Origin of the sequence: Chitinophaga sp. Ak27 (genome assembly GCF_012726295.1) — a bacterium.
In the GTDB taxonomy this organism is placed as follows: Bacteria; Bacteroidota; Bacteroidia; order Chitinophagales; family Chitinophagaceae; genus Chitinophaga.
This window is the reverse complement of record NZ_JABAOB010000003.1, coordinates 123,218-147,446: the sequence shown is the minus strand read 5'-3', so window position 1 is coordinate 147,446 and position 24,229 is coordinate 123,218. Positions and strand designations below refer to the sequence as shown.

24 protein-coding genes and 1 pseudogene are annotated in these 24,229 nt (G+C 41.1%); 18 read left to right on the top strand and 7 right to left on the bottom strand.

Annotation, left to right across the window (positions count from 1 at the left end):
* The first annotated feature begins 32 nt into the window (after nucleotides 1-32).
* Together HGH90_RS12085 and HGH90_RS12080 are read left to right on the top strand one after the other, a co-directional pair.
* The gene (locus HGH90_RS12085) at nucleotides 33-575 is read left to right on the top strand and encodes a GNAT family N-acetyltransferase (protein ID WP_169191196.1); all 543 of its coding nucleotides are present in this window, start codon (nucleotides 33-35) and stop codon (nucleotides 573-575) included.
* A gap of 103 nt (nucleotides 576-678) precedes the next feature.
* On the top strand, nucleotides 679-1,779 hold the full coding sequence (locus tag HGH90_RS12080; protein WP_168766834.1) for an acyltransferase family protein: 1,101 nt from the start codon (nucleotides 679-681) through the stop codon (nucleotides 1,777-1,779).
* A 7-nt stretch (nucleotides 1,780-1,786) separates the two neighbouring features.
* Here the strand turns inward: HGH90_RS12080 and HGH90_RS12075 are convergent, their stop codons facing one another.
* Together HGH90_RS12075 and HGH90_RS12070 are read right to left on the bottom strand one after the other, a co-directional pair.
* Entirely contained in the window at nucleotides 1,787-2,653 is an 867-nt protein-coding gene (locus HGH90_RS12075) for an alpha/beta hydrolase (protein WP_168766833.1), read from the bottom strand.
* Between the two features lie 93 nt (nucleotides 2,654-2,746).
* Nucleotides 2,747-3,793, bottom strand: a complete 1,047-nt coding sequence (locus tag HGH90_RS12070; protein ID WP_168766832.1) for a bifunctional transcriptional activator/DNA repair enzyme AdaA — start codon at nucleotides 3,791-3,793, stop codon at nucleotides 2,747-2,749.
* Nucleotides 3,794-3,936: 143 nt separating this feature from the next.
* On the opposite strand from HGH90_RS12070, the gene HGH90_RS12065 reads away from it, so the two are divergent.
* Nucleotides 3,937-4,902 carry a phosphatidylinositol-specific phospholipase C gene (locus tag HGH90_RS12065; RefSeq protein WP_168766831.1) on the top strand — a complete coding sequence of 322 codons (966 nt, stop codon included), beginning with the start codon at nucleotides 3,937-3,939 and terminating at the stop codon, nucleotides 4,900-4,902.
* Nucleotides 4,903-4,971: 69 nt separating this feature from the next.
* Here the strand turns inward: HGH90_RS12065 and HGH90_RS12060 are convergent, their stop codons facing one another.
* On the bottom strand, nucleotides 4,972-5,442 hold the full coding sequence (locus HGH90_RS12060; protein ID WP_168766830.1) for a DUF1772 domain-containing protein: 471 nt from the start codon (nucleotides 5,440-5,442) through the stop codon (nucleotides 4,972-4,974).
* A gap of 110 nt (nucleotides 5,443-5,552) precedes the next feature.
* Between HGH90_RS12060 and HGH90_RS32105 the strand changes: the two genes are divergently transcribed.
* The 6 genes and pseudogenes from HGH90_RS32105 to HGH90_RS12030 all read left to right on the top strand — a co-directional run bounded on the left by HGH90_RS32105 (nucleotide 5,553) and on the right by HGH90_RS12030 (nucleotide 10,888).
* Nucleotides 5,553-6,449, top strand: a complete 897-nt coding sequence (locus tag HGH90_RS32105; protein WP_168766829.1) for a hypothetical protein — start codon at nucleotides 5,553-5,555, stop codon at nucleotides 6,447-6,449.
* A 283-nt stretch (nucleotides 6,450-6,732) separates the two neighbouring features.
* Nucleotides 6,733-7,455, top strand: coding sequence for a hypothetical protein (locus HGH90_RS12050; RefSeq protein WP_211093110.1), 723 nt, complete (start codon nucleotides 6,733-6,735; stop codon nucleotides 7,453-7,455).
* Between the two features lie 160 nt (nucleotides 7,456-7,615).
* Nucleotides 7,616-8,146: a GNAT family N-acetyltransferase gene (locus HGH90_RS12045; RefSeq protein ID WP_168766827.1), complete on the top strand. Its 531-nt coding sequence runs from the start codon at nucleotides 7,616-7,618 to the stop codon at nucleotides 8,144-8,146.
* Nucleotides 8,147-8,188: 42 nt separating this feature from the next.
* Nucleotides 8,189-8,467: pseudogene (locus HGH90_RS12040) on the top strand (VOC family protein); the annotation flags it as partial.
* Between the two features lie 225 nt (nucleotides 8,468-8,692).
* Nucleotides 8,693-9,562, top strand: a complete 870-nt coding sequence (locus HGH90_RS12035) for an AraC family transcriptional regulator (protein WP_168766824.1) — start codon at nucleotides 8,693-8,695, stop codon at nucleotides 9,560-9,562.
* Nucleotides 9,563-9,766: 204 nt separating this feature from the next.
* Complete coding sequence (locus HGH90_RS12030; RefSeq protein ID WP_211172632.1) at nucleotides 9,767-10,888, top strand: epoxide hydrolase family protein; 1,122 nt, start codon at nucleotides 9,767-9,769, stop codon at nucleotides 10,886-10,888.
* A 183-nt stretch (nucleotides 10,889-11,071) separates the two neighbouring features.
* Here the strand turns inward: HGH90_RS12030 and HGH90_RS12025 are convergent, their stop codons facing one another.
* From HGH90_RS12025 to HGH90_RS12010, 4 genes are all read right to left on the bottom strand, one after another.
* Complete coding sequence (locus HGH90_RS12025) at nucleotides 11,072-12,133, bottom strand: alpha/beta hydrolase (RefSeq protein ID WP_168766823.1); 1,062 nt, start codon at nucleotides 12,131-12,133, stop codon at nucleotides 11,072-11,074.
* Entirely contained in the window at nucleotides 12,130-12,516 is a 387-nt protein-coding gene (locus HGH90_RS12020) for a hypothetical protein (RefSeq protein ID WP_168766822.1), read from the bottom strand. The genes HGH90_RS12025 and HGH90_RS12020 overlap by 4 nt, the downstream gene beginning before the upstream one ends.
* A 101-nt stretch (nucleotides 12,517-12,617) precedes the next feature.
* A complete protein-coding gene (locus HGH90_RS12015) occupies nucleotides 12,618-13,403 on the bottom strand; it encodes a LytR/AlgR family response regulator transcription factor (RefSeq protein ID WP_168766821.1) in 786 nt (261 codons plus the stop codon).
* Nucleotides 13,400-14,344 (bottom strand): sensor histidine kinase, encoded by a 945-nt coding sequence (locus tag HGH90_RS12010; protein ID WP_211093107.1) that lies wholly within the window; start codon nucleotides 14,342-14,344, stop codon nucleotides 13,400-13,402. Before HGH90_RS12010 ends, HGH90_RS12015 begins: the two co-directional genes overlap by 4 nt.
* Before the next feature lie 774 nt (nucleotides 14,345-15,118).
* Here HGH90_RS12010 and HGH90_RS12005 point away from each other — a divergent pair.
* The 9 genes from HGH90_RS12005 to HGH90_RS32255 all read left to right on the top strand — a co-directional run bounded on the left by HGH90_RS12005 (nucleotide 15,119) and on the right by HGH90_RS32255 (nucleotide 24,046).
* Nucleotides 15,119-15,649, top strand: a complete 531-nt coding sequence (locus HGH90_RS12005) for a MepB family protein (protein ID WP_211172631.1) — start codon at nucleotides 15,119-15,121, stop codon at nucleotides 15,647-15,649.
* A gap of 752 nt (nucleotides 15,650-16,401) precedes the next feature.
* Nucleotides 16,402-16,857 carry a mobile mystery protein A gene (locus HGH90_RS12000; protein ID WP_169191194.1) on the top strand — a complete coding sequence of 152 codons (456 nt, stop codon included), beginning with the start codon at nucleotides 16,402-16,404 and terminating at the stop codon, nucleotides 16,855-16,857.
* Nucleotides 16,848-17,231, top strand: coding sequence for a mobile mystery protein B (locus HGH90_RS31660; RefSeq protein WP_211172630.1), 384 nt, complete (start codon nucleotides 16,848-16,850; stop codon nucleotides 17,229-17,231). Before HGH90_RS12000 ends, HGH90_RS31660 begins: the two co-directional genes overlap by 10 nt.
* A gap of 248 nt (nucleotides 17,232-17,479) precedes the next feature.
* Complete coding sequence (locus HGH90_RS11990; protein WP_211172629.1) at nucleotides 17,480-19,762, top strand: N-6 DNA methylase; 2,283 nt, start codon at nucleotides 17,480-17,482, stop codon at nucleotides 19,760-19,762.
* Nucleotide 19,763: 1 nt separating this feature from the next.
* Nucleotides 19,764-21,122 carry a restriction endonuclease subunit S gene (locus tag HGH90_RS11985; RefSeq protein WP_169191193.1) on the top strand — a complete coding sequence of 453 codons (1,359 nt, stop codon included), beginning with the start codon at nucleotides 19,764-19,766 and terminating at the stop codon, nucleotides 21,120-21,122.
* Nucleotides 21,112-23,274, top strand: a complete 2,163-nt coding sequence (locus tag HGH90_RS11980) for an AAA family ATPase (protein ID WP_169191192.1) — start codon at nucleotides 21,112-21,114, stop codon at nucleotides 23,272-23,274. Before HGH90_RS11985 ends, HGH90_RS11980 begins: the two co-directional genes overlap by 11 nt.
* Before the next feature lie 106 nt (nucleotides 23,275-23,380).
* Nucleotides 23,381-23,692, top strand: coding sequence for a transposase (locus HGH90_RS31655; protein ID WP_211172628.1), 312 nt, complete (start codon nucleotides 23,381-23,383; stop codon nucleotides 23,690-23,692).
* The gene (locus tag HGH90_RS32260) at nucleotides 23,668-23,841 is read left to right on the top strand and encodes a transposase (RefSeq protein ID WP_211172627.1); all 174 of its coding nucleotides are present in this window, start codon (nucleotides 23,668-23,670) and stop codon (nucleotides 23,839-23,841) included. The genes HGH90_RS31655 and HGH90_RS32260 overlap by 25 nt, the downstream gene beginning before the upstream one ends.
* 31 nt (nucleotides 23,842-23,872) lie before the next feature.
* Complete coding sequence (locus HGH90_RS32255; RefSeq protein ID WP_410493682.1) at nucleotides 23,873-24,046, top strand: transposase; 174 nt, start codon at nucleotides 23,873-23,875, stop codon at nucleotides 24,044-24,046.
* Nucleotides 24,047-24,229 lie beyond the last annotated feature (183 nt).

The window sequence follows — 24,229 nt, the reverse complement described above, 5'->3', positions numbered from 1 at the left end:
TTTTAAATTGGGCGAAAAATAGACAGTAGTGTATGGAGATATTTGCCTCAACGCCCCGTTTGATCCTGCGGGAAATTATTCCCGCCGACGCCCCCGGTATGTTGGCACTGGATGGAGATCCGGCAGTAGTGCAATATGTAGGAGGCATTACCATTAACACCCTGGATGAAGCGCGGGAGAAAATCCGGTTTATCCGTGAACAATATGTCAGCAACGGGATTGGCAGATGGGCCGTGATTGAAAAGGCCAGCAATAACTTTGTGGGATGGGCGGGATTGAAACTGGTAACGGCGCCGGTACATCACCAGGTTAATTTTTACGATGTGGGGTATCGGTTTATACCACAATACTGGGGGAAGGGCTATGCCACCGAATGTGCCCTGGCATCGCTCAAATACGGATTTGAGCAGTTGCAGCCCGATTACCTTTATGCCTGGACCGATGCAGGTAATGCTGCATCAGTACATGTTTTAACTAAAGTAGGGTTTCAGTTAACCGATACCTTTATACATGACGGCGTGCCTTCCAACTGGTTTGAAATCAGCCGTATATCCTGGCAATCGCGTATCAGGTAAGAATGATACTGACTGAGGTGTAGTTACAGCCAACAATCATAATTTGCTGTATATAGTTGTGAACCGGTGTTACAGTCCTTTACCCTCAATCAGTATCCCATTTATGAAGATTAACAGCATACAATTCCTGAGAGCCATCGCGGTTTTATTGGTGGTCCATGTTCATGCCATTGATATACAGGAAGCATTTTCCGTGTCGCATCAGCAAAAGTTCTTCTTCCTGGAAAACTTTGGCGCCATTGGGGTAGATCTTTTCTTCGGGATATCTGGTTTTATTATCAGTTATGTTGCCAGTAATTATTTTGGCGCCTATGATGGTCTCGATTTCCTGAAGAAACGTTTTTTAAGGATTAATCCCATCTATTATGTGGCGAGTTTGATATACATGGTGTTGTTTTGTTTTTTCGATAAATTCTATCCTATTGAGGCTGTTTTATACGGGTTAAAAAACACGGTGTTGATGTTGCCGGTATTGAATTCGCAAAAAGCATTGTTTCCTATTTTAGTGGTGGGTTGGTCGCTTTCCTTTGAGTGGTGGTTTTACATGTTATTTTTCCTGTTGATATTAACACGCATAAAATACAAAACGCTCCTGCTGTTGCTGGTTATTCCCCTCCTGGTGATTATTGGAAAAGTTTTGCAGGTGCATGATCCCCGGCTGATATTTTATACTAACCCTATTATGCTGGAATTCTTATTTGGCGTTATTATCTACTGGCTGTACCGCAATATCACGTTGCCGGCGGGCGTGGCGGCGTTCCTCTTGCTATTGGGAGTGGGGGGCTATTTATATAATATTTTCCATGGTTTCGGGGATATTTCCGAGCTGGGTAGTGTAACAACCGGTACGGGAAGTTTAAAGAGGGTGCTATTATGGGGACTACCCAGCGCCCTTATCCTGGCGGGCTGTATCTTCCTGGAGAAGAAGGGGGTGTTGGCCAGGTTATGGAATAACCGCTTTTTCCTGTTGCTGGGAGATGCCTCTTATTCCATTTACCTGACCCACTTTACCTTTTTCTATTTACTGACGAATATGTATATCTATACAGGATTTTTCCTTAATCCAGACTTATCCATATTTGTTCACATGGCTTTGGGTGTAGCGGTGGGTATTCTTTTTTACAAGAAGATAGAGCGTCCATTGATAAAGCTTTTACACCCTAAGCCGCCGGTGCACCCCACTGTTCACGCTGCTATGCCATGATTCAATATCAGGGGGTATTGGGAAGCCAGCCCCCTCTTTTCATCCACCACGACATGGGGTCGAGCCATTCGTACACGGGTAACCGTTGGGTAAATCCGTGATTGCCGGTGGGGTACAGGTGTAGTTCTGCTGGAATACCTCCTTTTTGCATGGCCTGGTAAAAGGCGATACTGTTGTTGACGCTTACCACCGCATCGTCGTTACAGTGCGTGATATAAGCCGGTGGCGTGTTATTATTCACCCATTCTTCGTTGGAGAAAAAGGCCACTTTTTCCGGGGATGGGCTAGGGCCGATGAGGTTACTTCTGGAACCCTGGTGGGTGAGTTCATCGTGCATGCTGATTACCGGATATACGAGGATCATAAAGTCGGGCCGCAGGTCAATTTTTTCTTTGTTGGGGACATAGCTTTTGGCGCTGTGTGTACCCAGGGTGGCGGCCAGGTGGCCTCCCGCAGAATATCCTGCTATACCGATCCTGTTTTTATCGACGCCCCATTCGGCAGCATTCATCCTCACCAATTTTATGGCTTGTTGCGCATCCTGTAAAGGGCCCATACTTTTATCGCGCATGGTAGCATCTGAGGGTAGGCGGTATTTTACTACAAAGGCAGTGATGCCTTTGGTAATAAAAGCTTCGGCTACTTTGAACCCTTCTTCATCGATGGCCAGGCCGCCATAGGCTCCGCCGGGAAAGATGATCACCGCCGTACCATTCGGGTGTTCCGGCTTGTAGAGGGTCATAGCTGGTGCGTTTTCCGGTGTAATAGTGCCAATACTGTTGGGTATGGAATCTTTATACAAGGGCAGTACTTTCTGAGCGGCGGAAGAAAGAGTAGTTGCCGTAAAAATAAAAAAGGCCAAAAATCTTTTCATGTGCAGATGATTACGTGTTGTATCTGCCAAAAGAAGGATTTTAGACATCGCAATATGTTTCGCAATTGTAAACGGTGTGGGATTAACAAATGCTTAAGAGGGATCAGCATGTGATTTTTCCAGTTCCAGCAACCATTTCTTCCGCCAGATGCCGCCACCATAGCCGGTAAGACTGCCATCGCCGCCCACAAGGCGGTGACAGGGTACCAGGATGGCAATTCTATTCATGCCATTGGCATGCGCCAATGCCCGCACAGCATCGGGTTCACCAGCCGCTATCGCTTGCTGTTTATACGACCGGGTAGTACCATAGGGCACCGTTTGCAGCAGCTGCCATATCTTTTGCTGAAAGACGGTCCCCGGCATCAGCAGCGGCACCGTAAAGACTTTCCGGGTTCCGGCGAAATATTCGTCCAGCTCTTGCTTTAATACCTCGAAATGGGGACTGGCGCCCGGGATAATGTTTGCTTGCAGCAATCGCGTCAACGCCTTAAACTCCGTTGCCAGGATTTTTCTTTCTGTAAACTCCAGTAAACAAATCCCTTCTGTTACCGCACAGGCAAACATGCTTCCAATGGGCGTTTCCAACCGGGTGATACTGATCACTTGCTGATGTTTACTATTGACGGGGGACACGCCAAAAACTGATTTAAAAGAATCGGCGAAACCGCTGAGTGATTCATAACCGGCATCGAAAGCGGCGGCAGTAACCGTTTCCCCGGTTTGTATTTTTTTGAACGCCGCATTCATGCGAAACATGCGCTGGTAAGCATGAAAGGTAACGCCATGGTGTTTCAGGAACCATCTCCTGATGGTGCTCGGCTCTACGCCTTGTTGTAACAGGTCGGCATCTTTCCATTTCCTGGACGGATCCGCCTGCAGGGCATCGATAATGCAGCGGATATGCGCAGGCGTTTGCCCAATGGCCGCCAGGGGGTTGCATACCTTACAAGGCCGGTATCCATTTTCGATGGCCTCCCTGGAAGAAGGAAAAAATGTTACGTTACCGGCTTTTGGCTTTCTCGCTGTACAGGTAGGACGGCAAAAAATACCCGTTGTTTTAACCGCTGCTACAAACAGCCCTTCATAAGCCACATCTTTCTCCATCAGCGCCTGGTACATCCGTTCTGTCGTGAGCATGTAATTCTTTTCTTCAAAAATAAAACACTTGTCGCAGGCCGGCAACCCGGAAACGAACCTGTTTTTTCATAAAAACTTAACGCCGCCAGGTATAGCTATCTCTAAAATTATTTAGTATATTTTAAATATTAAAAACATCCACTATGAAGCAAATAACCCTTTTTCTGGCTGCGGCCACCTTTTTCCTTTTCAGCTGTAAAAAAGATATCGTTCAGCCAACTTCCGAAAGGAGGGCCGATGCGGGCGCCAACAGCCTTGCCACCGCTGGTCTAACAGTATCATTGTCTGCCTGGATGGGATCCATTGCCGACAATACCGTTTTATCCAATTTATCTATTCCTGGCACCCACGACAGCGGCGCACGTTTTGAGCCCATAGGCGGCACTGCCAAATGCCAGAACCTCACCATCCGTGAACAGCTCGACGCAGGCACCCGCTTTCTCGACATCCGTTGCCGGCACATTGGCGATGCCTTTGCCATTCATCATGGTTCCATCTACCAAAACCTGAACTTTACAGATGTTACCAACGCCTGTTACGACTTCCTGGCAGCCAACCCTTCTGAAACCATTGTCATGTGTGTGAAAGAAGAGTATGATCCTACCGACAACACACGCACCTTTGAACAAACATTCGACAGCTACACACAGCTGCAACCTTCCAAATGGTATCTAAGCGCCACCATTCCCAACTTGGGACAGGTAAGGGGCAAAATTGTACTGGTAAGACGGTTTGGCGCCAGCAACACGCCCAAGGGCATAGACTGTACCAACTGGGCAGACAACACCACCTTTTCTATCAACAACAGCAACGCCAACCTGAGGGTACAGGATCAATATGTAGTGCCTGATAACAGTGGTAAATGGACCAGTATCACCAACCTGCTGACAGAAGCCCAAAACGGAAGTGCATCTGTATGGTATCTCAACTTCAGCAGTGGATATAAATCATTAATCTTCGGTATCCCCAGCATTACTACCGTTTCCAATGCCATCAATCCACAACTGACCACTTACTTTACCAACAACACGCATGGCCGGTATGGAACTATTCTAATGGATTTCGCAGCATCAGACAGGAATACACTTATCATCAACACTAATTTCTAGTTTTCGTAATCATTACTTCTTAGAAAGCCTTCCTCGCGGGGAAGGCTTTCTTGTATCTAATAAGCTGTTCTATCCCCTATACACGCAGGTTACCACCTCCAATATGAATGCCAGCAGGGCTGCGTAAGTACGTACCGCGTGCCATTTATTCCAGGGAGTGGCAAAAGCGGTGCGGGCGCTGGCGGCGGCTTCCGGTGTGGCTGTATCTAACGGAAATTTATCCAACACACTATTTAGTGGAATATTGCCGCCGATGGTTACACCCAGCACTCCGAATACATACAAAGCCGCTGCCATCCATAGCCACCAGTTGCCATCCATAAATGCGGCCAGGGGCAATAATATCCCGGCGCCCAGGAAGTTGAATATAAATAATGGGTTTACAATTACCCGGTTAATAGCCTGCATGGCGGCAATGTAGGCGGTATCCGGCAAACGCGTAAATGCAGGATTGATAGCAATCAAAAAAACAAAAAGAAGCCCCGTAATCAGTCCGGCGCTAACAGTAGCCAGTATCAATATGATTTGTATGATGGTCATAGGATGATTTTAACAGCGTATCCCTCTAAGCTACATTAAAACCAGGTGTTGTCGGTATAAAATTTACTGCTGATAAAACATAATTTATTTTACATTCAGTCAAAAATTGCGTGGTAATAAATGAGCTACAGTCCTGTATCCGGGCGATAGAAGCAGAAGATACCCTTTATGAAATAAAACATTTCCGTCACCGCGCCCAGGCTATCGACCAGCTCGACTTTCATATCCTGGACCGGATCAGCAGCTTAGCTCCCACACCGGCGTTGCTGAAGCTACAACAATGCGCAATACAACTGAAATGCAAACTGGAACAAACTGATCTGTTATTGTTCGCACAGCTCCGGCAAAAAATCAGCGCAGGTTACTATTCTCCGGCTGCTTTTAACGCCATGGTTTCTGAATACGTGGGAGATGTGGTTAACAGCGCCGCACCATCTGATGAACCAGGCTATGATGACCTCGACACTTTTATCAACGGCTTATTATCTGTATACCCGCTTCCAGCACCTATGCTGGAGCGGGAGCCTGAAATGATATACTATCAGAAAACGCCTGCAAGAATTATATTTGAAATGGTAGCATTAGCCCGGCCCAAGCCACATGACGTATTTTTCGACATCGGAAGTGGACTCGGACAAGCCACCATCCTGGTTAACCTGCTCAGCGGAATCGTATCGAAAGGAATGGAATACGAGCCTGCCTATTGTGACTACGCCCGCCGCTGCGTACGTAGCTTGCAGTTGCAGGGAGTCTCTTTTACTAATATAAATGCACACCAGGGCGATTATTCTAAAGGCACACTTTTCTTTTTCTACACGCCTTTTGAGGGCCGCATGCTACAACATATGCTGGACATATTGCAGTGCGAATCGCAGCAACGGGTGATCCGCATTTTTACTTACGGTCATTGCTCTCCGTTGGTGGCACAGCAACCATGGTTAACCTGTATCAATGGAACAGGAAAGCATCATTACCGGCTGTATGAGTTCACTTCTGCATACAAGTAGCTTTATTTCTTTAGCAGGGAGCTTATTTAGCGGATTTAATTAATTGTGCTAAGCTTAGGTTATCATGAAAATATAGTACCCTGTTGCACGCATTACCATTTTCCGCTGCTGATACCCCCTATTTCCTGCTATTTTAGCGGCCGCTTTCTTTTTTGATTTAAAAATTGGTACTAAATTACATTCATCACCTATTTACGCTACCAAAATAAATTCATTGCCGGCTAATAATCTTACAATATTTAAACACTCATATAAATCCTCCATGGAAGAACAATTCGTCAAAATGCAAAAGGACTTAATGCGCCTTAAATGGTACGCTGGTATCCTTACCTTACTTGTAGTTGCCGCCGGTTTATTTGCCTTCACCCGTATCGAACGGTTTAGTGAAATTTCAGTAGAACGCATCAATATTGTAGAGTCTAATGGACAGGTAAGGATGGTCATTTCCAATAAAAGCCGTTCCCCGGAAGTAATGGCTTATGGCAAACCTATCAAACCACCTATCCCTGGCGGCAATAGACCGGGACTGGTTTTTTATAACGATGAAGGCACTGAAAACGGGGGCCTGGTATTTATGGGCGGCAAAGACAGTAGTGGGAAATACACTGCTACGGGGCATTTATCTTTTGACCAGTATAATCAAAACCAGGTACTCTACCTGACATATGCTGATCAGAATGGCGATCAAAACACCGGATTACATATAGATGACTGGCAAACATCGCCAGCTTTCTGGCAATGGAGAGGTGACTATAAAAAAGCGCAGGCACTTCCCAATAGTCCTGCCAAAGAGGAATTGCTTAAACGGCTGATGGAACCTCAGCCCGGTCAGCAGGCTTATGCACAACGCGTTTTTGTAGGCAAAGACGATAGTAAAACGGCGATGGTAAAGCTCGCGGACCGTATGGGTAGAACGCGGTTACAGCTGTTTGTGGATTCCAGCGGTACTGCCAAACTGAATTTTTTGGATGCCAATGGGAAAGTGACGTATAGTCTGCCTCAGTAAATTCAATTATCATGGTTAAGATTAATATTCATGAAAATTGCAGCAATGCACTCAAGAAATTATTCGTGAAGGACTTTATCGTGATTATGGCTAACAAAATTTCAGTGATATAAAAGGAATATAATTTTCACCCTACCGGAAGATATATGTACATTAAAACATGAAAACAATCGTGACACTTACAGGAAAGAACGATGTTAAGCTGAAAGCCATTGAACGCAGCGATCTTGAGGATATGGCCGTCTTGGCCAATGATCCGGCTGTTGCTGCCAATCTCCGTGACACTTTTCCATCGCCTTATTCACTGAAGGATGCGGAAGAGTTTCTTTCTCTCATAGAACAAGGTAAGCTGAATCATGTGTGGGGTATCTATGCAAAGGATAAAATTGCCGGCGCCATTACGCTTACGCCTCAAACAGATATCTACCGTCATTCCGCCGAAATCGGCTACTGGCTTGGTGCGCCTTTTCATGGAAAAGGCATCATGACAGAAGCCGTTTCATTGCTCACCGAATATGCCTTCCGGGAAATGAATATTCTTCGCATTTATGCAGGTGTGTTTGCTTATAATGAGGCTTCCAAAAAAGTATTAATGAAGAGCGGATACCACTTGGAGGCCGTTAAAGTAAAGGCCGTCATCAAAAACGATGTTTTGCATGATGAGCACCTGATGGTCAAAATGAATATCTAGCATCGAAAGTTTTAATCCATCTCGAAGAAACAGGTCGATTTTATGAAACAAAAAATTGCCCACATCGCACTAACAGTAAAGGATTATGATGAGGCTATAAAATTCTACACAGAAAAATTAAACTTCCAGCTACTGGAAGATACAAAACTGACCGATGATAAAAGATGGGTGCTAGTAGCACCCCCAGGGGCAGAAGAATGTAGTCTTTTACTTGCCAAAGCGGCTAATGACAAACAAATTGCCAGCGTTGGAAACCAAACCGGTGGCAGGGTTTTTCTTTTTCTATATACGGATGATTTCTGGCGGGATTATCGTAGCATGCTTTTGGTGGCCAATTAAAAATTGATACAGAAAGTACTTCAAAGGGAAAAGAATATTCCTTACTGAATTTACCTTTTTATCTCGCAGGGAGGATAGAGGATTATATTGATTGGATGCAAAAAAGCCGTTAAATTTCACAATTTAAGTATTTTTTGTTGTTTAAAGCTGCAGCATTAGTATAAGAAAAGTGCTATTTTTAGATTACCTACAACTAATAACCCTGGTATGCAACGAAAAACCAATTTAAATTCATTTAACCTATATGAATTTCTGAAGCATCAGAATTCGCATAGTCTCCAGGTACCCTTTTTCCTGGCAGACAGGCATACTTACAAAAGTGCCCATATCAATTTCCCCTTCCGCACATTTGCTTATGGTCTTGGCATCACTTATTCCGGCGAAGGAGATGTTTTTAAAATTGGCAGTACGGATTACCTGGTAACAGCCGGATGCCTAACTACCATTGGGCCGGGCATGGTGTGTCAATGGACAGGCAACTACACGGCAGAACATGATACTATTTATTTTACGGAAGAATTGTTTGGTGACTTATCATTTAATTCGTTCTTGTCATCGCATCCCTTCTTCTTTCATGGGGGTAACCATGTTATCCGGTTAACAGCGGAGCAACTAAAAAAAATAACGGCAATATTCGACTTGCTTAAAGCGTTAAAAGAAGAGAAGAATGCCATTCCCGGCATTGTTCATTCACTACTGATGTTGATCAAAACGTATCATTCTATTCATACACAAACTTCTTCAAACATTGCAGCTTCCAACAAAGAGAAGATTGCCGGCACATTCCGGAAACTGGTAGCAGAACATTTCCCCGAACATAAAGAAGTAGCCTATTATGCTACTAAGCTAAGTATCACTCCGAAATATCTCAGCGAGATCCTGCAGGTAGAATTAGGCAAGTCTGCTAAAACTTTCATCGATGAATATGTGATAATGGAAGCTAAAAGTTTACTGAAACAAACCGCCCTTTCCATACAAGAGATTTGTTACTGGCTGGGTTATGAAGATGCTTCTCATTTCACTAAGTCATTTAAAAAGTTAACAAACGTCACCCCAACTGACTATCGCAGGACATAACCATATTTCCCAACTGCCAGTAAAAATGACTTTACCGAATTTTATACCAGTTCTTCCGCCATCTTGCCTAATATACCCGTACCCTCTGATATACCTTTGTTCCAGTTAAAACAATAAGGTATTATGAAAAGAATCCTTTCTCTTGTTTTGTCATTACTCATATTAAGTGCCACAAACCTACATTCACAAACCAGAAAAACTTCAATGATGAAAAACGTATCTGTATTCAATGTATCTGTTCCTCAACAAGTGCTGGATGATTTAAAAAACCGTTTGGACAACACCCGTTGGCCGGGTGAAGCAGAAGGATCGGGTTGGCACTTCGGTACCAGTGAAGCCTACCTGAAAGCGCTGGTACATTATTGGCTCACCCAGTATGATTGGCGTAAGCAGGAGGCGGCCTTGAATAAATACCCGCAATACATGGCGGATGTGAACGGGGTGAAAATCCATTTTCAATATATCAAGGGAAAAGGGAAGCATTCAAAGCCACTCCTATTGACACATGGCTGGCCGGATAGTTATTACCGTTTCCACAAGATCATTCCGTTACTCACTGAAGGTGATCAAAGCTTTGATTTGATCATCCCTTCCATCCCAGGTTTCGGTTTTTCCGATAAGATTGCCTTGTCCAGTGAAGCAGTGGCCGATTTATGGAAAGTATTGATGACTGAAAATCTGGGGTATGCCAAATTTTACGCAGCTGGTGGCGATGTAGGTATGGGCATCACTAAAGCCCTTGCATCGAAATACCCCGATATAGTGGCAGGGGTACATTTTACAGACATTGGCTATCCAATGGGACAAGAAGACCCAAAGACCATGACAGAGGCTGAAAGGCAATTTGCCGGATTCGTGCAGCAGTGGTGGTATAGCGAAGGCGCCTATGCCATGGTACATTCAACCAAACCCCAGTCGTTGGCCTACGGTTTAAATGACTCTCCTGTTGCGCTTACGGCCTGGATACTCAGCTTCATCAATGCAGGCGCTGCGCCTGAAATAATAGAGCAGGCATTTGGCGGTAAAGATGAATTACTCACTAATATTATGATCTACTGGACCACACAAACTATCGGTACCTCGGTCAGAATGTACAAGGCAGATGCAATTGCGCAGTGGGGAGGTGCTCAACCATTGAAAAAAAGTAGCGTACCTGCAGGTATAGCTATATTTCCAAGAGAAGCCCAATTTCCCAGGGAATGGGCAGAACGCTTTGTAAACGTAGTCAGTTTCCAAAAAATGGCAGAAGGTGGACATTTTGCCGCGTTGGAAGTACCTACGGTCTTCGCAGAAGCACTAAGAAGCTTCTTTTACAGTATCAATTAGGGAAGCATCGCATAAAGTGATAAAGCCTGCCCCGGTGGGGCAGGCTTTATTTTGAAAGTGCAATTTCAATCAATAATCGCGATCGCGTCAACTTCAATCAGGCATCCGGGGGACAATGCTGTGACACCGAGCAGCAGCATACATTTACCAAATTTCTCAATCCGTTCTATTTATTACTCTCAATTATTCGCAATAGTTGTTCCTCGGGTTAGCATTGCTGCTGCACGGAAATTGGTATTTACTTTGCGGATACTTTGGTGTAGGATTGTCCGTTACTTCCAGTGGAGTCATTGATTGCCCGTTGTAAGAGGGCATCGTAATTTGCGCAGTAGATCCATTACCCAAAGCTACATTCTTAGCATTGGCATTTCCGTTGAAACAATAATCCATCATCGCATCCAGCAGGCGATATACACCGTAATAGTCTAATGCGTCATAAGCCTTGCGGGAGCTGGGTGTTACATGGTCAGTCACATAATTATATCCATTAATGGTCGAGGATTTGATGTAAATAAAATCCTTTTCACTGTCAGGTATATTGATGTGTTTATAGATATCGATAGAAAGGCGGTGGTCATTCACATCGTCCTCGTCATATACCTGTGCTATCATTTTGGTATTGGCAGGAAAACTTCGCAATTGCTGCTCGATAGTGAACGGACTGTTCCAGTTAAAAGAATACCATGGAGCCATTGTGAAAAGGAAACGGGCATCTTGTCCCCAACCTTTCTCGGTAAAAGCTTTGTAGGCAAGGTCTATGCTGGCGCCACCACCAAATGAGTGTCCCATAAATCCCACTTTTCTGGTGTCGATAATATTAGGATAAGCCATCGCCGCTTTCATAAAACCTTCCCAAAGTGTCTGATAGCGGTGATCTATGCTAATATCGACAGTGCGGTAAGGCACAAATACTACCACATATCCTTTCTTCGCAATAAAATTATACAGCCCTATATTGTAAGCTTTGTTTTCTCCACCAAAAGGATGCGAAAAGAATATGGTGGGTTTAGGAGAAGTAATTCCCTTCGGATAAAAAATAGAAACCTGCGTTCCGGCATATTGCGGATTGTCAAAATCTATTTCTGCTACTTCATAATTCCCATCTGATCCATAGCCGGATACAGGCTTTTGTATAGGTCCTTGCAGACTGTTGTCAGGCTGTGGTGTATTTCCACCATTATTATTTTTAGAGCAGGCTGAAACAGCAATGCACATCATTAACAATAGATATAATAGCCTTTTCATTTTCTCTTTTCTTTTATTGCTTTCAGCATTTGTTCTTTAAGTTCCTGGTATTTTTTGTATTGTTCCGTATTTAAGATTTGGGTAAAGGAAGCAGACTTTTCCTGCTGCAAAGCTTTCATTTTTTTGTATTTAGACAGCTTTCCTCCTTTGCTTTGCGAGATGAGCGCATTTTTTTGAGCATATTGAAGGTTTAGGTGATACACCTGTTCGGTTTGCACGGCGCTCAGTGCCAGGTTAGTTTTCATCCATTCGGTTAGTATCTTTGCCCGCTGTTCGGGTGTGCCGTCTTGTATTGTTTCTTTGTTCTGCGCCGATACTGTAAATACCATGAGCACCAGGGTAGTTACAAGGGAAGCCCATTTTTTCTTAATTTTTAAGACCATCGTAAAAATGTTTAATTTTTAATACAACAAATGTAATAATACAGATAGTTGCCACTCAGGTAAAAGAGGGTGAACCTGCTAAATCTGGCGGTGGAACACAGCTATTGATCCAGCCATTTTCTGAAAAGCATTGCTCTCGCTTTGCTAACCAACACCTGTTCCCGGGGAGAGGGATGTATTTTGAGTACCAGTCGACCATTGAAAAAATATTCCACAGTATCTACGGCATTTCGATGGATGATAAATTGACGATTGGCACGAAAAAAAAGAGCGGGGTCCAACTGTTGTTCTAATTGTTCCAGCGTAGACGCTACGATGTACTGCTTCCCTTCTGTTGTATGGGCATACACTATCTCGTTGGCGGTATAAAACCAATGAATTTTGCTAGATTCCACAGGAATAAGCCTGCCGCAGTAATGGAAAAGAAACGATTTCTTGTAGCTCTTAGTAGTGGACTGCAGCTGCTGTAACAAGCCAGCTATCCTACTCTGTTCCATTTCAACGTCAGGAACTATCAGCGTGTTATATTTCAATAAAGCACGGCGTATCTCCTCCTCATCAAAAGGTTTTAGTATATAATCGATACCATTGTTACGAAAGGCTTCGATCGCATAATCATTATATGCTGTAACAAAAATGACAGGTTTGCTGATGTTTGTTTGCCGGAAAATTTCAAACGACAATCCGTCCGAAAGCCGTATGTCAGAAAATATCAAATCATAGCTATTATGGTTCCCCGCCAACCAATCCACCGCTTCCGTCACACCTTGTAACGTTGCCATGATCTCAACGGCAGGTTTAATTTCTCTAATGATATATTCCAGGTTTCTTGCCGTTGCGGCTTCGTCCTCTATTAATACAATGCGGAAGGGGCGGGTCGTGGTCATAGCAGCGGTAATTGGACTATAAAATATTCACCGGTTTGATGTATTTCTATTTCACGGCAGGCTTGCAGTTTGAATCTTTCGTTCAGATTGGCCAGTCCTACCCCTGTGCCTTCAATCTCGCTGGTGGCAGGCTGCAGGTTGTTTTGCACTACAAGCCAGCCTTTTTTGTCATAAATATCAACGGTTAGCTGCCGTGAAGTGGTGCTACTATTATGCTTAACAGCGTTTTCCACCAACGGTTGTAATGATAAATGAGGAATCCGTTTTTGCAAAATATCAGGACTTACGTTTGTCCGGATCTGGAACGTATTTCCCAGTCGCATTGTTAACAGTTGGGTGTAGGATTCCAAATGCTGAAGTTCTATATCTACCGTTACCATATCATTACCTGAATGTATGAGTGTATACCGGAAAACTTTGGACAAATGCACGATATAGGCCTGAGCCTGTTGCGGATTCTCTCTTACAATTGCTGAAAGGCTGCTGAGCGTATTGAAAAGAAAATGGGGATTAAGCTGCTCTTGAAGCAGTTTTAACCGGGCTTGCAGATAGGCCGCATGAAGCTGTTCATTTATCAGGTCTTTATGCCTGCTTTCCCGTATCAGCAAGATGAGGCGTATCACCACAACAACCATCATGGTACTAAGGATAAACCGGGCGACATATCCTCTTACTATTATCTTCTGAAAAGATACTATATCAAACAGTGCCGAGTGGATGAGACTTCCCAAGATAATAGCAGTTATTACCAATAGCGCATTGTAACCATACAGTTTTGGCCATTGTTTGTTTTGCCGGTACACGCTGAAAAATCTGCCATGGGCAAGGTTCAGGTGTAATAGTACCAGGCAAAATAACATATTGTACAGAAATTGGAAGCCATATTCCCAAGCATTGAACTGCCAATAGCGGGCAATGATTCCATCAGTATTAAGTGCCATTAGCTTGGCTGAATTGGCCATCAAGGCAATCAACAAGGAGCTGTATAAGTATATTTTCCGCTCGTTTCTAATCATTTATATAAAGAAAAGAAAATTAAGCAAGGTTATACAAAAATCAACGACGAAACGGGAAAATTGAGGGGTGAAATGACGCTTATTCAATCTGGTAATCTTAGCCCCAACACATAATGTGTTGGAGATTTGTCAATATAATCAGTCTTTTTTTACCTCGGACAGTTCACTGGACATAGCTTTCGCTTGAAAATAAAAGAGGACAAAATGGAAATTTTTCCACTTTGTCCTCTTTTGTCGGGGCGACACAGTTCCAATTTTTTGGTCGAAGATTTGGAAGAAATCGGCATTTTTTTGCAAAAAGTTTGCAAAATTTGGCTGAGGGTGTTGGCTTGCTATAACCGAGCATTTGTAAAAAATAAGAAGTGTACGGAGTATCTTTTATAATGTTTGTCCCCCTTTGCAGAAAGTTGGTTACAACTTTCGAAACTTTTTGCTAGCTTAAGCAAGATTTCACAGCTTATAGCCAGATTTTGCCGGAATAGACCGGCTGGCCTTAAATACCAGTCAGTTTATAATTATACAAAATGCGTATAGCGCAGTATCTACACAATTAGTTGATAGATAAAATTGCTCTGATATAATATTCTGAAAATTATATAATTGCGCTTATTTTTGGGTCGACTGTCATTGTAAAACGACATTCATCAACTTCAACGCAGACAAGTGTTACAGTAAAACTAAATAACAAATAAAACAGACTTGACGAACGATAAAAATTTACAACAACATCTTTATTGTGCTAAAATTTTGGTATACGATAAATGTGGCTTTGACTTTGACGGATTAATTGCAGAGGACGAAAGCCAAGAATATGGAGCGTGTACTTTTAGGCTGAATAAGCTCAAAATTAAATTCCGGATTTCTAAAATTACACCAACAAAGACTGGACAATTTGTAGCAATTTGGAAACGAAATCAGGAAGGGGTAACTCAACCATTTGACTTGACAGATGAAATTGATTTTATTATTATTTCATCACAGAACGGCGACAACTTTGGACAATTTATTTTTCCAAAATCTGTATTGCTTGACAAAGGGATTCTGACAGGAAACGGCAAAAAAGGGAAACGTGGGATTAGGGTTTACCCCCCTTGGGACACAGTGGCAAATAAACAAGCTAAAAAAACTCAAGATTGGCAGATCAAATATTTTTTAACAATTGATAATGGCTACAAGACGAATTTAAATTTGGCAGAACAACTTTTTGAGACGATTGACGAAACCAATTAACGAGAGGAACAACGAACAGTCAACATTGGGGTTTTATGCAAGTTGGGCAGGACATTGCAACATCAGCTAATTGCAAATCCCAGTTTTAGTTCCGGCCGACGAATAACTATCAGCTTTTGCGCTTAACTTCAACAATATATTTTCAATCGGCGGCGATTGCGGGCCGAGGGAATACTAATACTTACCCAGGATTCTCACATGGAATGCCAACGACAGGGCATGAAACTATTAACAAGGACATTTTGGAATTTATTAAATCATAATTACTGCCACCAACATTGTTGTATCATTTTCAGCTAAGACATCTCAATTAAAAGACTACAGGATTCGAACCGTTCCAAATCCTTTACCGCAGCAGATTACAGCATTCTGAGACTCAAACAAAGGAACTCGATTCAAACATAAAACCCGCGCTGATGAGCGCGGGTTTTATGTTTAATCTAATAAAAGTCGGGGTGGATGGACAATTGTCGAACTCTTTTGTGCAGAACTTAAAGGTTTTCAGTGAATTTGTGATCTGCAATGGCAGGTTAACAGGTTTAGGGATAACAGACTAATCTATGGATACAAATTTTACACCTAAATAATTAGGTGTGGCTACTCACTTCCACATTTCATCCCTTATGTAATAGCCAAAGTATGTCTTAACTATCCCTATCTATAAGTCAGTCCAAAGTCTTACTTTTTTAATGTATTTGTCAGATTATATCCTTACATTTGCCGTCGTTTAGTCAAAGTATAACTTTACCATCATGTGCAACAAGTCATTACAGATACAGCAACTCAATAACAAAATGTTGGTTTATACCAGCCTGCAAAAGGTGGCCTCACCACCTACCGGCTGGATAAAAGCCATCCGTACCGCCATTGGCATGAGTATGTTACAATTGGGTAACCGCCTTTCTGTTACAAAACAGAGTGTGCAGGACATGGAAAGCAGGGAGAAAGACGGTTCTATTTCCATCAAAGCCCTCAGGGAAGCGGGCAAGGCATTGGACATGCAATTGGTGTATGGCTTTGTGCCAAACGATGGCAGTTTGGAGGCATTGATAGACCGTAAGGCAAGAGAACTGGCCACACAAATAGTACGAACTTCCAACACCATGAAGCTGGAAGACCAGGAAATCACCAAACAGCGTATTGAAAAAGCCATTCAGGAAAGAGCAGCCATTATAAAAAACGAAATGCCTAAAACCTTATGGGATTAGACTGTGAGTATATAGACGGACAAACACCATTAGATAAAGACGAAAAGGAAGACCTGCTTATTCCCACCATTGCTACCCGCGACGAGCTGGACGAGTTTGAACAGCAAAGTATTGAGCAGGCAGTAGCATGGAGTTTAGGGCGTTCCTTTATGGCTGACAATGTGTTTATCGAAGATTTTCTCAAAACAGTACATAAACGGATGTATGGCAATGTACGGGCATGGGCAGGTGAGTTCCGGCATACCAATAAAAATATTGGCGTGGACAAATGGAAGATACCAACAGAGTTAAGGACTTTGCTGGACGATGAAAAATACTGGTATGCCAATGGCACTTACAGCTTCGATGAATGTAACATACGATTTAAGCACTGATTGGTAAGCGTACATTGTTTTCCCAATGGAAACGGCAGGCATAGCCGCCTGAGAGCAGATATAGTGATAAAGAAAAATTTCAAGTAACCAATTTACACCTGGGGAGCAGCCAATCTGGTAAAGCAGGGTGCCCCACGAGGAATCTACTTTAAAGCAATAAAAGCAGCCGATGCAGGAGATATTCAACCTTTAATTGATTTTGCAAGAACATAATTTTAAACAACTGACAAGTACAAATCATTTCACATATGGCTATAGAAATAGAAATAAAAGGCAACAAAATCAAAGCACCGCTTAAAGGTGATAATGTTTGGTTAGTGCTAAAGCCTGAAGAGATTGTAAGACAAAAGTATATCTGCAGATTGGCAAACACTTACGGCTTTTCTCTAGAGCAAATGGAGCAGGAGGTTCTGGTGAGTAATACCAAAAGAGGCACTGGCGGTGCAAGAGCGGATATTATTGTTTACAAAAATACAGACGATAAGAAGAAAAGAAAAAATGCTGTAATCATCGTTGAGTGCAAAGCCGACAATATAACTATTCAAGTAGATGATTACTTTCAAGGAGCCAACTATGCTGCAATGTGTGGTGCTGATTTTTTCGTTACTACAAACGAAAAGGAGACCAAAATCTTCAAAGTCGTAAAAGGCGAAATACCCAAACGATTGGACGAAGTAGTTAACATTCCTGATGCAAAAATCATCAATGATGAGAAAAAGATTAGTGAGTTATTAAAGCAAACAAAAGCATTTACAAGAGATGAGTTTTCCAAACTACTTTTCAAATGCCATAATATAATTCGTAACAATGATAAACTTTCACCGGAGGCTGCTTTTGATGAAATCAGCAAAATTCTTTTTATAAAAATCAGGTACGAAAGAGCCAATTCTGAAAATCAAATATTCTCTAAGGAAGCATTTAAGGCAGATAAGGCCAGCTATGAAAAGTACAAACCCAAAGACGGTAAAGACTTTTACCAGTTTTTGTTTGAACAAACCAAAGAGGACTTCAAAGATGATGATTTATTTGAGCCAAATGAAATAATTCGCATTCGGGAGAACAGCTTTGAGGCTATTGTAGAAGAACTGGAGATTTACAATTTGTCAACCACCAGTGATGATGTGAAAGGCATTGCCTTTGAACAATTCTTAGGAAAAACGTTCAGAGGTGAGTTAGGGCAATTCTTTACACCAAGGACAATAGTTGATTTTATGGTGGAAGTGTTAGATCCACAGGAAGGCGAAGCTATCTGCGACCCTTGTTGTGGTTCAGGCGGTTTTTTAATTAAAGCATTTGAGTACGTAAGAGCCAAAATTGAAAATGAAATTCATTCGGCTAAGGAGAAGATTAAGAAAGATTACTACAATGCAGATTACGAAAAACTGACAGAGAAAAAAAGAGAATCTATTGATGAAACTGTAAACGAATTATTCTACAAACTGAATGCAGAATTAGACATCAATAATTCCAAAAGCAGGATTAGGGAACTGAGTTACGATTGCATTTTTGGTACAGATGCCAACCCAAGAATGAGCCGTACAGCAAAAATGAATATGATTATGCACGGTGATGGGCACGGTGGTGTTCATCACAACGATGGTCTGCTGAATGTAAACGGCATTTTTGAGAACCGTTTTGACGTAATACTTACTAACCCGCCATTCGGCAGCCGTATTGAAAAAAGTCTTAAAATAACGGAAGCTGATAAATACACAGATATAGAACGAATCAGAAAGTATCAAAAAAGATACGGAAAAGCTTATGATGAAGCATTGAAACAGGTTAATGATAACATTGGTAAATCATTGCTTGAATTATACGAAACTGGCAGTATGAGTACACTAACTGAAGTATTGTTTATTGAACGATGCTTAAACTTATTGAAGCCGGGTGGCAGAATGGGTATTGTATTGCCTGAAGGGGTGCTCAACAATACCAACCTACAAAAGACAAGGGAGTTTGTAGAAAGCAAAGCAAAAATTCTGTTTATCACTTCCATTCCGCAGGATGTATTTATTGCTAGCGGGGCCACTGTAAAACCAAGTCTGCTCTTCTTCAAAAAATTTACGGAGGAAGAAGCAAAACAGTATAATACTATTGCCGCTAAAGCTGAGAAAGAAGCTTTGAAGAAATACCAGGCAGAAGTAAATGCAATACAAGATAAGATAGAATTGAAAGGCAATCAAGCCCTAGATGCAGATGCTAAAAAACAACTGAAAGCAGAATTGCGGCTATTGGAAGAAAAGATTATTTCGGAAACAAAGGCTTTGATAAAAGCTCGTTTCAGCTACTCTATACCTATTGCCGAAGTGCAAAAGGCAGGAATTAGCAGCACTGGTTCAAAAATTGAAAACGAGTTAGAGCCGCTGGCTGAAGAATTTAAAATTTACCGCAATCAAAACCATTTGTGGAGCAATAAATTTAAAAAAGTCAAGTACGAGGTATTAGAGGATGACAAAATCTATCGAATACCAATTGCTGATGATAACAGTATAGTTTCTGAACCTGAAATATTCTATGTAAAAAACTAAAATGAGAATGCAGCAGGTTATAAACACATCTAACTACAGGTATTTAAAGTTTACCAATTTTAATGAATTGGGCTTCTGGGATTATTATACACTCAGTCATCAAAACGAAATTAACTCCGCGTATAAAATCGTAGAACTCAGAACGGTGTTAAAACAACGAAAAGAGATTATTACAATCAACGATAACCAGTCTTACAAGAGATGTAGGGTTCAGATTCAAGGCAAAGGTGTTGTTTTGAGAGATAAAGTTTTAGGTAAAGAAATCAAAACAAAAAAACAACAATTATGCAAGCCTAATGATTTTTTAGTTGCAGAAATTGATGCAAAAGTTGGTGGATTTGGTATTGTTCCAAAGGAGTTAGAAGATGCAGTAGTAAGTAGTCATTATTTTTTGTTTGACATTGATACAAGCCAGTTATTGCCTGAATTTTTAGGTGTTCTTGTCAAGACAAATGGGTTTCTTAAACAAGTAAAATCAACAGGAAGCACCAACTATTCTGCAATTAGACCTTATCATGTATTGGGGTACAAAATTCCGTTGCCTTCAATTAAGGAACAGGAGAATATCCTGAAAGAATATAATAGCAAAATAAGTAAGGCCGTAGCTCTTAAATCGCAAGCTGATAATATTGAATTAGAAATTGAGAAATATTTCTTGGATATATTGGGAGTGGAAAAGAACACTCAGAAAACAGTTAAAAAGGGATTACAGATTTTTCAGTTTAAGGATTTTACAAGATGGGATGTATGGGTTAATCAGTCACTTACCAACTATAAAAACGTTAAGCCTATTCAGTTTAAAGAAATAGTCATTGGCAAACCCATGTATGGTGCAAATGTTAAAGGGGTTCAGAGAAAATCAGACACACGTTATATACGTATAACAGATATCAATGAAAACGGTACATTAAACGATGAATTTGTTTCACCTGAAATCGTCGACGATAAATTTTTACTAAAGGAGAATGACTTCTTGATTGCAAGGTCTGGAAATACAGTTGGCAAGACTTTTTTGTATAAAGAGCAATATGGAAAGGCTATTTATGCGGGCTATCTAGTAAAATACAATATTGATACTTCTAAAGTAGCACCTGAGTATTTATTGGAATATACAAAGTCTTATACTTTTAAGAACTGGATACATTCAAACCAAAGAGTTGCTGGTCAGCCAAACATTAATGGACAAGAGTATTTGCAAGCGCCGATAATCTGCCCCTCAATGGAAGAACAAATGAAGATTGTGAAGGAGATTAGCGCGAAGCGAGAACTTGTTCAGAATATTATTAAGGATAGAGATTATATTTTATGTACCGCTCAAATAGAGTTTGAACAGAAAATTTTTGACCATTATGCAGATTAAAGAACTACACATAAAAAACTACAAAAACCTTGATGCTGATTTAACTCATAACTCAGACCTGATTGCCTTTATTGGCAACAACGGCAGTGGTAAAAGCAACTTGCTGGAAGCATTAAGCCACATATTCCGAAACCTCTACAAATCTTCTTACAAAGTTGATTTTGATTATACACTGGAATACGCAACTTCAAAAAACAATACAGTTCGTATTGAAAAGAAAGGTTCACAAAAAAACCTTTTTGTGGATGGCACTGCAATGCTTGATATAAGCCTTTACCTGCCACAAAAAGTGATTGCTATTTACAGCGGTGAGGAAGACAGGTTGTTTGAAGATTGTTATGGGCCATTCTATCTTGAATTTATAAAAAATATCAATAAAGCACAGCAACAGGGAACGGATTACTCAAACCTGCCAAAAATGCTTTTCCTTAATAAATTCTACTGGCATCTTTCATTGCTCAGCCTTTTAGTATCAAATTCAGAAAGCAATAAGAAATTTATAAAAGATGTTCTCAAAATTGATACAGTAGAAAAGATTAAGATAGATTTCCTGAAACGGAATTATGAGCACTACAACGATAACCTTGCCTTACAATTTATCAGGGGAATAGACAGCAAGAGCGAATACAAGTTAGAAGAATTTAAGAAACTGATAGAGGACAAAGGCTATGTAACAGATGATCTGTATAAGTACCTCTACCTTGCTAACACCCCAAAAGGCTCTAAAATAATTGACGATATAGCTATCAAGTTCAACAAGAATTTAACCATTACGGATTTAAGTGAGGGCGAAAAGAAACTATTGCTGATTAAAGCAGCATTGGAATTTGCCGGGCAGGAAGATAGCCTCTTTATTTTAGATGAACCTGATGCTCATGTTCACTTAAACAATAAGGAGCAAATCATTAAATCTTTTGAACCTTATAAAAGCAATAGGCAAATTGTTATTACAACGCATTCTCCCACTATAACCCAAGCTATAAAAGATGAAAATGTGTACATGCTGATTGCTGGCAAAATCGAAGACAAGAACAGGCAGGAAATCATTGAAGAAATAACAGGCGAGTTTTGGAATAAGCATCAGCAGAACAGCTTTCTAGCTGCTAAAAAACCTATTGTGTTACTGGTAGAAGGAAAACACGATAAAGAACATATTAACCTGGCCTTTTACAAATTGAAAGACGAGTACCCTGAATTAAGTTTTGATATTTTCTACATGAACTCAGCCTGCAACATTCCCCCAATGATGCTTGGGTTACGAACATCAGAAATTGAATACAATAAACTATGTATTGGGGTATTTGATGTAGATGCTACTGGAAATAGAGAGTTAAGTCATACGGAATGCCAATTTCCCAATCAACAAAATAAAAAACGGCATGAGTTAGGGTTTTATGCTACAGGTTATCCAAAACATACAGTACACAAAAGTGAATTTTTCACAGTAGAAAACTTTTACGATACACAACATTTATTGGAGGCTTACAAAGATGCGTTGAACTCAATTGCTACTCATGTTAACGGCAAGTCTATCGAAAGCATTAATGAAAAGTTGAAAGACCTTACAAAGACCAACTTACTTGCAAAAGCAAAAACATTTACTAATAAAGAAGAGTTCAAAAATTTCCGACTATTGTTTGATATTATCAAAGCAATGAAGGTTCACTATGCTGCCAACAAAAAGCAACCAACAGTGGTGGCAGCTCCTGCAACAACGAAGCCGACAGATAAACCAGCCAAAGAAAAGGCAACCAAAAAAGCTGCTAAGAAAGTCGTCACAGTAAAAGCTAAGACATATACAGAGAAAGAACACTTGGAAAATGCTTCACCTGAAATTACAAAGCTTTATAATGAATTCAAGGCTGAAATATTAAAGCTTTCAAATGAAATGAAAGTAAGCCCCAAGAAAATACGCATTAGCTTTGAAACAGGCGAAAAGATTGTAGCTGATATTTCAATCCTGAAAAAATCTCTAAAGCTGTGGATTAACCTAAAGAAAGGACAATTGAAAGATAACAAGAAACTAGCAAGGGATGTTTCTGCTGTTGGCCATTGGGGTAATGGCGACTATGAAATAGCGATTGAAGACAATAAGAATATTGAATACATCATGAACCTGATAAAGCAGTCAGTTGAATTCATTTCAGTTTGAACCATCTTTGACTATAAACAAAATGACACTATCTCATAAACTGTGTAAAATCTAAAAGTAGGGGTGTTTCACCTCGATTTTTCAATTTTAAAGCATATACAGTTTTATGAAGACAGAAGATTTTTTATCAGACGACTTTCTGAAGCATTTTAAAACTGCCGATCAGTTAAATAATTTCCTGGCTCAGATTCAAAAACGGGGCATTGAAAAGATGCTTGAAGGCGAGCTGGATAGTCATTTAGGCTATGATAAACATGAGCCAAATAAAAGCGACAATAGCCGTAATAGATATAGTAAGAAGAAGATTAAAACCAGCTATGGTGAATCTGAAATAACAGTTCCCGGGGATCGTGATGCCAGTTTTAACCCGATGATCGTACCTAACGGGCTGGAATGGTCCAGGGGCAGGAAGAGGTAATTGTGTCCTTTTATGCTAAAGGAATGGGCGTATCTGACATAGAAGGGCAAATAAGAGAAGTATATAAATTTGACGTTTCCACCGCCACGATCAGCCGTATAACCAGCCGTGTGACCAAGATATCGTCGCCTGGCAAAACCGGCCATTAGAACCAGTTTATCTCATCGTCTGAATGGCATTGTGTTTAAGGTACGGGAGAATAGCAAAGTTGTGAATAAAACTGTCTACATCTCTGTAGGACTAAAACGGGATGGCCTTAAAGAAGTGCTGGGAATATGGTTGGTTACCGGGCTGACAATTAGAAAATATCCCCCTGCAGCAATACCTGTTCAGTTGCAGGCACCATTCAACTAAAACTTCTCAATCAAAAAAAATTACTGGATTCGAATTCAGGTAAAGCCTTTGCTACAGTAAATTACAGCATTCCGGAATTAATATAACGAAACTTGATTCGAACAAAAAATCCGCTACTGGAGCGGATTTCCATGCATAAACTGTAAAAATCGGGCGAGTTGGACAATTGTCGAACTCATTTTA

Bases quoted from the DNA above. Each gene is read 5' to 3' on its own strand.
- HGH90_RS12050 (WP_211093110.1), top strand. From the start codon at position 6,733: ATGCAAAAGGACTTAATGCGCCTTAAATGGTACGCTGGTATCCTTACC.
- HGH90_RS12070 (WP_168766832.1), bottom strand. From the start codon at position 3,793: ATGCTCACGACAGAACGGATGTACCAGGCGCTGATGGAGAAAGATGTG.
- HGH90_RS12085 (WP_169191196.1), top strand. From the start codon at position 33: ATGGAGATATTTGCCTCAACGCCCCGTTTGATCCTGCGGGAAATTATT.
- HGH90_RS12075 (WP_168766833.1), bottom strand. From the start codon at position 2,653: ATGAAAAGATTTTTGGCCTTTTTTATTTTTACGGCAACTACTCTTTCT.
- HGH90_RS12065 (WP_168766831.1), top strand. From the start codon at position 3,937: ATGAAGCAAATAACCCTTTTTCTGGCTGCGGCCACCTTTTTCCTTTTC.
- HGH90_RS11985 (WP_169191193.1), top strand. From the start codon at position 19,764: ATGAGAATGCAGCAGGTTATAAACACATCTAACTACAGGTATTTAAAG.
- HGH90_RS11990 (WP_211172629.1), top strand. From the start codon at position 17,480: ATGGCTATAGAAATAGAAATAAAAGGCAACAAAATCAAAGCACCGCTT.
- HGH90_RS12020 (WP_168766822.1), bottom strand. From the start codon at position 12,516: ATGGTCTTAAAAATTAAGAAAAAATGGGCTTCCCTTGTAACTACCCTG.
- HGH90_RS12000 (WP_169191194.1), top strand. From the start codon at position 16,402: ATGTGCAACAAGTCATTACAGATACAGCAACTCAATAACAAAATGTTG.
- HGH90_RS12035 (WP_168766824.1), top strand. From the start codon at position 8,693: ATGCAACGAAAAACCAATTTAAATTCATTTAACCTATATGAATTTCTG.
- HGH90_RS32260 (WP_211172627.1), top strand. From the start codon at position 23,668: ATGGTCCAGGGGCAGGAAGAGGTAATTGTGTCCTTTTATGCTAAAGGA.
- HGH90_RS12015 (WP_168766821.1), bottom strand. From the start codon at position 13,403: ATGACCACGACCCGCCCCTTCCGCATTGTATTAATAGAGGACGAAGCC.
- HGH90_RS12030 (WP_211172632.1), top strand. From the start codon at position 9,767: ATGATGAAAAACGTATCTGTATTCAATGTATCTGTTCCTCAACAAGTG.
- HGH90_RS31660 (WP_211172630.1), top strand. From the start codon at position 16,848: ATGGGATTAGACTGTGAGTATATAGACGGACAAACACCATTAGATAAA.
- HGH90_RS31655 (WP_211172628.1), top strand. From the start codon at position 23,381: ATGAAGACAGAAGATTTTTTATCAGACGACTTTCTGAAGCATTTTAAA.
- HGH90_RS12025 (WP_168766823.1), bottom strand. From the start codon at position 12,133: ATGAAAAGGCTATTATATCTATTGTTAATGATGTGCATTGCTGTTTCA.
- HGH90_RS12060 (WP_168766830.1), bottom strand. From the start codon at position 5,442: ATGACCATCATACAAATCATATTGATACTGGCTACTGTTAGCGCCGGA.
- HGH90_RS12010 (WP_211093107.1), bottom strand. From the start codon at position 14,344: ATGGCACTTAATACTGATGGAATCATTGCCCGCTATTGGCAGTTCAAT.
- HGH90_RS12045 (WP_168766827.1), top strand. From the start codon at position 7,616: ATGAAAACAATCGTGACACTTACAGGAAAGAACGATGTTAAGCTGAAA.
- HGH90_RS11980 (WP_169191192.1), top strand. From the start codon at position 21,112: ATGCAGATTAAAGAACTACACATAAAAAACTACAAAAACCTTGATGCT.
- HGH90_RS12080 (WP_168766834.1), top strand. From the start codon at position 679: ATGAAGATTAACAGCATACAATTCCTGAGAGCCATCGCGGTTTTATTG.